The sequence below is a fragment of the Hymenobacter profundi genome, from assembly GCF_019334315.1.
Classification (GTDB): Bacteria; Bacteroidota; Bacteroidia; order Cytophagales; family Hymenobacteraceae; genus Hymenobacter; species Hymenobacter profundi.
Genome location: NZ_JAHWGL010000141.1, coordinates 1 through 10,098 on the forward strand (window position 1 = coordinate 1; position 10,098 = coordinate 10,098).

5 protein-coding genes are annotated in these 10,098 nt (G+C 57.1%); 4 read left to right on the top strand and 1 reads right to left on the bottom strand.

Annotated features, from left to right (window positions below):
• The coding region (locus tag KYK14_RS20480; RefSeq protein ID WP_246601962.1) for a HAMP domain-containing protein at positions 1–1,526 on the bottom strand (1,526 nt) is incomplete at its 3' end.
• Between the two features lie 345 nt (positions 1,527–1,871).
• Here KYK14_RS20480 and topA point away from each other — a divergent pair.
• The 4 genes from topA to KYK14_RS20500 all read left to right on the top strand — a co-directional run bounded on the left by topA (position 1,872) and on the right by KYK14_RS20500 (position 9,964).
• Positions 1,872–4,361 (top strand): type I DNA topoisomerase, encoded by a 2,490-nt coding sequence (gene topA / locus KYK14_RS20485; RefSeq protein ID WP_219161570.1) that lies wholly within the window; start codon positions 1,872–1,874, stop codon positions 4,359–4,361.
• 74 nt (positions 4,362–4,435) lie between these two features.
• Entirely contained in the window at positions 4,436–5,128 is a 693-nt protein-coding gene (locus KYK14_RS20490; RefSeq protein WP_219161571.1) for an SIR2 family NAD-dependent protein deacylase, read from the top strand.
• Between the two features lie 59 nt (positions 5,129–5,187).
• Positions 5,188–8,913, top strand: a complete 3,726-nt coding sequence (locus KYK14_RS20495) for a BamA/TamA family outer membrane protein (RefSeq protein ID WP_219161572.1) — start codon at positions 5,188–5,190, stop codon at positions 8,911–8,913.
• 67 nt (positions 8,914–8,980) lie between these two features.
• Complete coding sequence (locus KYK14_RS20500) at positions 8,981–9,964, top strand: Ppx/GppA phosphatase family protein (RefSeq protein WP_185283312.1); 984 nt, start codon at positions 8,981–8,983, stop codon at positions 9,962–9,964.
• Positions 9,965–10,098 lie beyond the last annotated feature (134 nt).

A 10,098-nucleotide genomic window follows, 5' to 3' on the forward strand; every position in this document is an offset into this window, starting at 1 on the left:
TCGGTCAACTCTTTCCATGTGCCGCTCACGTTCGGCACCACGGCTTGCCCGCCGAGCTTGCCTTCAGTGCCTACCTCCCGCGATACGCGCGTTACCTCGTCGCCAAATGTGTTCAAGGAGTCCACCATTTGGTTCAGGATGTCCTTCAGCTCCAGGATTTCTCCTTTTACATCAACGGTCATTTTCTGGCTCAGGTCGCCGCGGGCTACAGCGGTGGCCACGTTGGCAATGTCGCGCACCTGACTAGTCAGGTTGGAGGCCATCGTATTCACGTTATCGGTCAACTCTTTCCATGTGCCGCTCACGTTCGGCACCACGGCTTGCCCGCCGAGCTTGCCTTCAGTGCCTACCTCGCGTGATACACGCGTCACCTCGTCGCCGAACGTGTTCAAGGAGTCCACCATCTGGTTCAGAATATCTTTCAATTCCAGAATCTCGCCCTTCACGTTCACCGTCATCTTCTGGCTCAGGTCGCCGCGGGCTACGGCGGTGGCTACGTTGGCAATATCGCGCACCTGACTAGTCAGATTGGCGGCCATATTGTTCACGTTATCCGTCAGGTCTTTCCACACGCCGGCCACGCCGGGTACGCTGGCCTGTCCGCCTAGGCGGCCTTCGGTGCCTACCTCCTGCGCTACGCGGGTTACCTCGCCCGCAAACAGGTTTAGCGAGTCCACCATCTGGTTGAGGTTCTGCTTGAGCTGAAACAGCTCGCCTTTCACATCAACCGTGATTTTCTGGCTCAAATCGCCTTTCGCTACGGCGGTGGCCACGTTGGCAATGTCGCGCACCTGACTGGTCAGGTTCGAGGCCATCGTGTTCACGTTATCCGTCAGGTCTTTCCACACGCCGCCCACGTTGGGCACGTTGGCCTGGCCGCCCAAGCGGCCCTCGGTGCCTACCTCTTGCGCCACGCGGGTCACCTCGCCAGCAAATACGTTGAGGTTATCGATGGTTTTGTTGATGGTTTCAGCCATCAGCTTGAAGTCGCCCGACACTGGAATCTGGAAGGTCTCGTCTAGGTTGCCTTTCGAGATATTCTTCAACACCTTGCCTACCTCCAACACTGGCACGGCGATGCTATCCACCAGGCCGTTGATGTTGTTGATCATATCGCGCCAGAAGCCGGAGGCATTCTCGGCCGAGGCGCGGGCTTTCAGGTTGCCCTCTACCCCCGCTACCTTGGAAATGCGCGATACCTCGCCCCCTACCCCACTAATCATCTCCACCATGGAGTTGTAAGCCTCAGCAATGTCGGCGAAGATGTCGTTGTTTTGCTTGGTCAGCCGCACCGATATGTCGCCTTTCTTAAAGGCATCGAGGGCGTAGAGCACACGGTTGAGCTGGTCGTCGATGTAGGCAGCTTCCTGGGCGCTGGTGGCTTGTCGTTGCAAGCCGCGGGTCTGGCCTACGCGTCGGGCCAGACCCGCAGCCTTCTTTTCATCAACGGGCTTTACCGCCTGATCGGACTCCGGTGCGGACGGAGCTGGGTTGACCGTCGATTGGGTATTCTTACCTGATGCCATATAATACGAGATGGGCGGGCTGAGAGCAATTCGATAAATCCTATCAGTTTGCGTGAGCACGACGGTTTTACCTGACTGGCAAAGGTAGTAAATACGTTGTTGGGGCGCACAGGCTTTTTTTAGGGAACGGCTTTTGTCAAAATGAGCAACGGCTGAACTACTTACACCCTCGCAACTGTATTTATCGGTGATACGCCGACCTAATGCGGACGAAGGGTAGCACAGTATATGACGCGGCACACCGGATTATTCCAGCATCTTTGCCCCTAAATCAACTTTTACTGTCCCCACCCGTTTTCTTAGTTGATACCCACCTCCAGTACCCCACCTCCGGGCTTTCTTCCTATGATTAAAAATCTAGTTATTGTTGAGTCTCCTGCCAAGGCAAAGACTATTGAAGGATACTTAGGCAAAGATTTCATTGTGAAATCCAGCTTTGGACACGTTCGCGACTTGCCGAAAGACAACAACGCTATTGATATTGCCAATGGCTTCAAGCCTACCTACGTAGTTTCGCCAGACAAGCGCGAGTTGATTTCGGAGCTGAAGAAATTGTCGAAAGAAGCCGAAACGGTTTGGCTGGCCAGTGACGACGACCGCGAGGGCGAAGCCATTTCGTGGCACCTTGCCGAAACGCTGAATCTCACCAACGCGAAAACCCGCCGTATCGTATTTCGCGAGATTACGAAGAACGCCATTCTCAATGCCATCGACTCGCCCCGCGAAATCGACCTGAATCTGGTAAATGCCCAGCAGGCCCGCCGCGTGCTCGACCGTTTGGTAGGGTTCGAGCTAAGCCCCGTGCTGTGGAAGAAAATCAAAGCAGGCTTGTCGGCCGGCCGGGTGCAGTCGGTGGCGGTGCGCCTGGTGGTGGAGCGGGAGCGGGAGATTCAGCAATTCAGTGTGTCGTCGGCGTACCGTGTGGTAGCCCGCTTCGATGCAGGTCAGGGCGCCGTGCTGGAAGCCGAGTTGCCTACCCGCTTCAAAACCCGAGAGGAGGCCGATGCTTTCCTAGCCCGTTGCGCAGGTGCGGTTTATACCATTGAAAACCTGGAGAAAAAGCCTGGTAAACGCTCGCCGGCACCGCCTTTCACTACTTCTACCCTGCAACAAGAGGCCTCGCGCAAGCTAGGTTTCTCGGTGGCCCAGACCATGAGCGTGGCTCAGAAGCTGTACGAGGCCGGCAAAATCAGCTACATGCGGACGGACTCCGTGAACCTGTCGGCAGAGGCGCTGGCTGGGGCGCGAACGGAAATTACGCGGGCATATGGCGCCGAATATGCGCTGGAGCGCCACTTCAAAACCAAGTCGGCCTCGGCGCAGGAAGCCCACGAAGCCATTCGCCCTACAGATTTCTCGCTGGCTAAGGCTGGTAGCGAATCGGCCGAACAGCGCTTGTATGATCTGATTCGGAAACGCGCCATGGCTTCACAAATGGCCGACGCGCAAATTGAGCGCACGGTGGCTACCATTGGCATCAGCACCCAGCCGGGCGTGACGCTTACGGCCACAGGCGAGGTGATTACATTTGAAGGCTTCTTGAAAGCCTATGCTGAAAGCAAAGACGAAGGCGAAGAAGACGCAGATACTGAATCTTCGTTCTCGCGCGGCCTACCCCCTATCACGGTCGGACAGCGCCTACCCCTGCAACTGCTGCGGGCCACGGAGCGGTTTTCGCAGCCGCCAGCACGCTACACAGAAGCTTCGCTGGTGAAGAAACTGGAGGAAATGGGCATCGGCCGACCTTCTACCTACGCACCTACCATCTCTACCATTCAGAAGCGCGGCTATGCCGAGAAAGACTCTCGCGAGGGCAAGGAGCGCAAGTTCCACGTGCTGACGCTGGACGGCGACGCGGTGAAAACTGAAGTGAAGACCGAAACCTACGGCGCCGACAAAGCCAAGCTGTTCCCGACGGATACAGCCATGATTGTCAACGACTTCCTGGTTGACCACTTCCCGGTGATTGTGGACTATCAGTTCACGGCCAAGGTAGAAGACGAGTTCGACCAGATTGCCAACGGCCTGGAGCAGTGGGAGAAGATGATTGGTGACTTTTACGGCACCTTCCACGAAACTATTGAGCGTGGCCAGGATATTGAGCGCAGTACCTTGGGCTCGAATCGCGAGTTGGGCACGCACCCCGAAACCGGACAGAAGATTACGGCACGCCTGGGCCGCTTTGGGCCCTACGTGCAGATTGAGCCGCTGGAAGGCGCGCCCGAGGACGAAAAGCCGGTATATGCCAGCTTGCGTAAAGGACAGTTCATCGAAAACCTTACCGTAGAGGAAGCGCTGGAGCTATTTAAGCTGCCACGTATAGTAGGGCAGTATGAGGATAAGGACATGACGGCGGCTGTGGGCCGCTTCGGCCCGTATATTCGCCACAACAGCAAGTTCTATTCCTTGGGCAAAACTCAGGACCCGCTATCCATCAGCGCTAACGAGGCCATTGACCTAATTGAGGCCAAACGGAAGGCCGATGCGGAGCGCTTAATTAAGGAGTTTACGGAAAACCCGGAAGTACAGGTGCTCAACGGTCGTTTTGGACCGTACATCGTGGTAGGCAAGAAAAACGTGAAGATTCCGAAGGGTGAAGAGCCCGCCGACCTCACGCTGGAACGCTGCCTGGAGCTAGCCGCCGCTACCCCCGACAAACCCGCCAAAGGCGGGCGCTTCGCCAAGAAAACCGCTCCTGCGGCCGACGCCACCGAAACCGCCGACAAGCCGGCGAAGAAGGCAGCTACAGCGAAGAAACCCGCCGCTAAAAAAGCAGCGCCAAAGAAGAAAGCGACGGGAGCTACTACCAAGAAATCGGCAGCCAAGGCCAAATAACTTACCTCTTTCTGCGTATATAAAAGGCCCCAAGCAATTGGGGCCTTTTTCAATTTTACTAAGTGAGTTGTTTGATGAAGAAGAAAATTGTTGCCCTAACTGGCGCCGGCATTTCGGCCGAGAGTGGCCTTGCTACCTTTCGTGGCTCCGATGGGTTATGGGAAGGCCACCGCGTAGAGGACGTTGCCACACCCGAAGGCTTCGCCAAAGACCCTACCCTAGTGCTGGAGTTCTACAACCAGCGTCGGCGGGCGGCCCGCGAGGCGCAGCCTAATGCAGGCCACCTGGCACTGGCCGAGTTGGAAAAGGATTTCGACGTGGTAGTAGTGACACAGAATGTGGACGACTTGCACGAGCGGGCCGGTAGCACCCACATCATTCACCTGCACGGTCAGTTGTTTGAGTCGCGCAGCACGCGCCACGAAGAGTTGGTGTACCCTATGACTGGCGACCGGATTGAGCTAGGCGACCTGTGCGAGCGGGGGCACCAGCTACGGCCCAACATTGTGTGGTTTGGCGAGGCCGTACCGCTGATGGAGCAAGCCGCCGCCGAAGCGGCCACTGCCGATGTCTTTTTGGTGGTCGGCACGTCGCTGCAAGTGTATCCGGCGGCGGGCCTGATCGATTATGCGCCGCGCTACTGCCCGGTATATGTTATCGACCCGCACCAGCCGCCCTTGACCAGCCGCCGCTATGTGCACTTTATTACGGAGCCGGCCAGTACGGGTATGGCTCGGGTAGCCACTCAATTGCGGGCTATGTTCTAATGAATTTCTAATCTACTTTTCAGTTGGCTTTTCGTAAGAACGGTTTCACCCTCCGTTCTATGCTAAAACTAATATCCTCCCTGTTGGCAGCTATGGTACTGTCAACCAATCTCTTACATGCTCAATCATCAGTCCCCCCTACCCATACGGTTTATCTGCTAGGCAACACCGCCACGGCTAAACTGCCTACCAGTCATCTCCAAACGCTACGGCATACGTTGGAGCAAACGACGGGTACTTTCACGGTAGTGCACCTGGGCGACGTTGTGAGCAACAATGGCCTGGGCAGCAAGAAAGACTCGATGCGGGTTGGCGAAACCGAACGCATCGACGCGCTGATTGGCCTAGTGAAAGACCTACCCAACGGCCGCATCTACTTCGTGCCCGGCGATAAAGACTGGGACAACTCCGGCCGTGACGGTCTGAAGCGGGTGCGCCGGCTGGAAAAGTACATTGAGAAACAGCTTGGTGGGCAGGATGCGTTCCTACCCAGCAACGGCTGCCCCGGCCCCGACATCATTGACGTGGCCCCCAATGTGCGCCTGGTTGCCATCAACTCACCCTGGTGGACGCATCCCTACCACAAACCCGAAGCACCCGATACGGACTGCAAAACCTTAACTCAGGATGAGTTTCGGGAAGAATTGCAGGATGCGCTGGAAGAAACCGACGGCCGCAACGTGCTGTTGCTGGGCCACCAGCCGGTGATTAGCAACGGCATTTACGGCGGGCACATGCCATTCAGCCGCCACCTGCTGCCGCCTGTCTTTGGTACGCTCTACGCTGCTTACCGCCAGAACGTGGGAGCTCCGCGCGACATGGCCAATCCGGCCTACAAGGAGTTCACCAAGCAACTGCTGGCTACACTCCAGGAGAACCCCGGCGTGATCTATGCCGCCTCGCACGACTACAGCCTACAACTCAATCAGTTCCAAGGAAACTACCATCTGATTTCGGGTAGCTTCGCGGAAAACAAGCACGTGGGCGTCAACAGCAAGTCGCTGTTCAACAAATCGGAGGAGGGCTTCTCGAAGCTGGAGTATTTCGCCGATGGCACCGTGAAGGCTTACTTCTACACATTTGATGCAGCTGGCTCCACTGCGAAGGAAGCGTATGCCAACACGGTATTTCAGTCGGCGTGCCAAGAGCCGCGCCTACCCAACGTGCCGGTGAATGCCTACATACCGGAGTGCCCTTCGGCGCCAAAAGGGGTAGCGGCTCCTAAGCCCGATGCTCCTGCTCAGGCAACCGTAACGGTAGCACCCGGCCCGCAGTACGCGGCCGGTGGGTGGCGGCGCTTCTGGATGGGGCCGCTGTACCGCACCTCCTGGACGCAGCCGGTGAAGGTGAAAACGCTCGATTTAACTACCGAAAATGGTGGTTTGCGGCCCTTCGGGCGTGGGGGCGGACGCCAAACTACCTCCCTCAAGCTTATTGCCGCCGACTCGTCGGAGTACGTGTTTCGGTCGGTAGACAAGGACGTGACGCGCATTCTGCCGCCGGAACTGCGCGGTTCTGTAGCCGCCGACATTCTGCGCGATATCACACCTACGGCGCACCCCTATTCGGCATTGGTTATTAGCTCGATGCTGGACAAGACAGACATTCTGCACGCCCGGCCGCGCCTGTTCATCCTACCCGACAACCAGCAGCTAGGCCCCTACCGTGAGGACTACGCCGGCTTGCTGGGCACGCTGGAAGACCGACCCAAAGATCCTAAGCCTAACCTACCCGGCTTCGGCAACTCCGATAATGTGCGGCGCTCCGGCAGCTTCTTCCGACAGCTCTACAAGGATAACGACAACCGCGTAGATGCCTACCAACTGGGCAAGGCCCGCGCTTTTGATATGCTGGTGGCCGACTTCGGCAAGCACCAAGATAACTGGAAATGGGCTGGCTATGACAAGGGCAAGAAGACCATCTACGAGCCCATTCCGCGCGACCGGGACCAGGCGTTTACCAAATGGAATGGCGTGCTCACTTACCTCGCCAACCGCGAGTGGGCCGTGCCGAGCATCGAGGATTTTCAGGCCGAGTTTCATGATATGAAAAGCCTGAACTGGCCGGCTCGTCACCTCGACCGATTCCTGTTGCAGTCGCTGAACCGCGAGGACTGGCAGCAGATTGGCCAGTACATGCAGCAGACCATGACGCTTGCCGTCATCGATGAGGCCACTGCTACCCTACCTCCCGAGCTGAAGGAAATTTCCACAGATGAGCTGAACCGCAAGCTGAAAGCCCGCGTGCAGGAATTGCCCAAAGCACTGGACGAGTACTACCTGTTGCTGGCCAAACGCGTGGACGTGGTAGGCTCCAACAAAACTGAAGTGTTCCTGGCCGACCGCCTACCTGATGGCAACTTGCGCGTACGCATGTACGACAAGGACAAAGACAAAGCGGACCAGCTCGGCGAGCTGCTGTTTGACCGCACGTTCAAGCCCAACGAAACCGACGAAGTCTGCCTATACGGCCTCGATGGCAAGGATATTTTTCGGGTGACCGGCGAGGCGCGCAAGAGCGTTCTGCTGCGCATTATTGGCGGTGAGGGCAAAGACCAGATCGTCGATAACTCCCGTGTAACGGGCCTGCGCACGCTCACCAAAGTGTACGACGTGCCCGACACGGACCTGCAACTGGGCAAGGAAAGCGACAACCGCACCTCTACCCGCCCCGGTGTGAACCGCTACGACCGAGAGGGTTTCGAGTACGACAGCTACCGCCCTAGCGCTACGCTGGGCTACAACCGTAACGACGGTTTTATCATTGGCGCGGGTATCAGCTTGTTTCAACAAGGTTTCCGCAAGCCCGATTTCAAGAATATGTATACGCTGGATGTGCGTGGGTCCAGCAACGGCAACTTCCAAGTAGGGCTGGCCACGCGCTACCGCTACGCCATCGGGAAGTGGGATATTGGCGCCCGCACCGAGTACGGCAACTATTTCCCGTACTACAACTTCTTTGGGCTGGGCAATAATTCGGTGAAGGACGAGGGTTTGTACGACGCGAAATACTACAAAGCACGCTATAAAGGCTTTACGCTCGGTGGCTTTTTGGAGCGCACGTTCTTCAACAACAAAAGCACGTTCCGCGTTGGCCCTACCTACGAGCAGTACACCAGCAGTTTTTCCGGCAATAGCTACTTGGGCGATTTGGTGCGCAACCCCACCACCGATACGCCAATACCCAATACAGATTTTCAGCGTTTGATTGGGTTGAATGCCCTATTTGATCTGGATTTGCGCGACCGGCAGACGTTTGCCCAGCGCGGCGTGCGCCTATTGGTGCAGCACGACAGCTACCACCAGCTCAACCGGGCCAAGGGCAACTTCGGCCTCACGCAGGGCTTCGCTGAGTACTATGGCACCGCTCGCATTGGTATTCCAGTGACGCTGGTAGTGAAAGGTGGCAGCGCCAAAAACTACGGCGACCGGGATGAAATTCCGTTCTACAAATACACCAGCCTGGGCCTAGCCGAAAACCTGCGCGGCTACTACCGCAACCGCTTCACCGGCGACGCCAGCTTGTACCTGAACACGGAGTTGCGCCTCGCCCTGGGCCACGTGCAAACGTCGTTCCTACCCTTCTCCTACGGCATATTTGGCTTCTACGACCAGGGCCGGGTGTACTACCGCGGCAGCTCGCCCGATGGCTGGCACCGCGGTACCGGCGCCGGTTTTTACGTGGCGCCCGTTACCGATCAATTGGCGTTATCCATCTCGTTTCAGCACTCCAAGGAGCAGAACGTGCTGTTCCGATTTGGGGTAGGCTTCCGCATCGATCAATAGCATAAGCGGGTCGTTTTGGACTCAACGGCTATATTTGAGCACTTTTCTCTCACGTTCCCCTCTCTTTATGGAATATCCACTGCTGAAACTGGCCGCTATTGATATCGGCTCCAACGCCGTCCGTTGCCAGATTTCGGCAGTTCTCCTCTACGAAGGGCAGTTTCGGCTCAAGCGCGTGGAGTACGTGCGCTATCCCATGCGCCTGGGCGAAGACGTATTCGCCACCGGCCAGATTTCGGCACCCAAGGAAGAGAAGTTTGTGAAGTTTCTGCACTCGCTGAAGCTGTTGATGGAGGTGCACGATGTGGCCCACCACCTTATTTGTGCTACCTCGGCCATGCGTACCGCTACCAATGCCCCCGGCATTGTAGAGCGGGTGCGCAAGGAGCTGGGGCTGGAAATTCAGGTGATTGATGGGCAGGCCGAAGCCGCCTACATCAATCGCGTGATGGAGCACCTGCTGGAAGATAAAAAGCACTACCTCCACATCGACGTGGGCGGCGGCAGCACCGAGTTCAACATTTACCACGACCGCCACAAGGTAGCGTCCCAGTCGTTCGAGGTAGGCTCTATCCGGCGCATGCAGCAAGCCGAGCAAGGCGCCGACGGCACCGCTCTGGAAAGCACTTGGGACCGGATGGAAGCCTGGGTGCGGGAAAATGCGCGGCGCTACCACGTCACGCGGGCTATTGGCACGGGCGGCAACATTGGCAAGATTTACAACATGATCAAGCCCGCGGCCGGCACGCCCATCACCCGCAAGACCATTGCCGCTACCCTGCGCGGTCTCGAAGCCATGACCATGGACCAGCGCGTGAACGTGGCCATGCTCAACCCCGACCGCGCCGATGTTATTCTACCCGCCGGCAACATCTACCTCTCGGCCATGGAATGGGCCAATATCAACACCATGCAAGTGCCTGACATTGGCTTGAAAGATGGTATGATGCAAACCTTGTTTGAGGACCATTTCGAGGAAATGCGCCCCGCTTCCTACCACACCGGCCGCATGCCCTTCCCCAACCTGCAAAGCAATCCTACCACGGAGTAGTGGTGAAGTTGTGAGTTTGTGAATTTGTAAATGCAAAAGCGTCTGTCATCCTGAGCGGAGCGAAGGACCTTATGCGCGCAGAACGAGTCGTTGTTACGTCTGTCGTTCATGCGTGAGAAGGTCCTTCGCTCCGC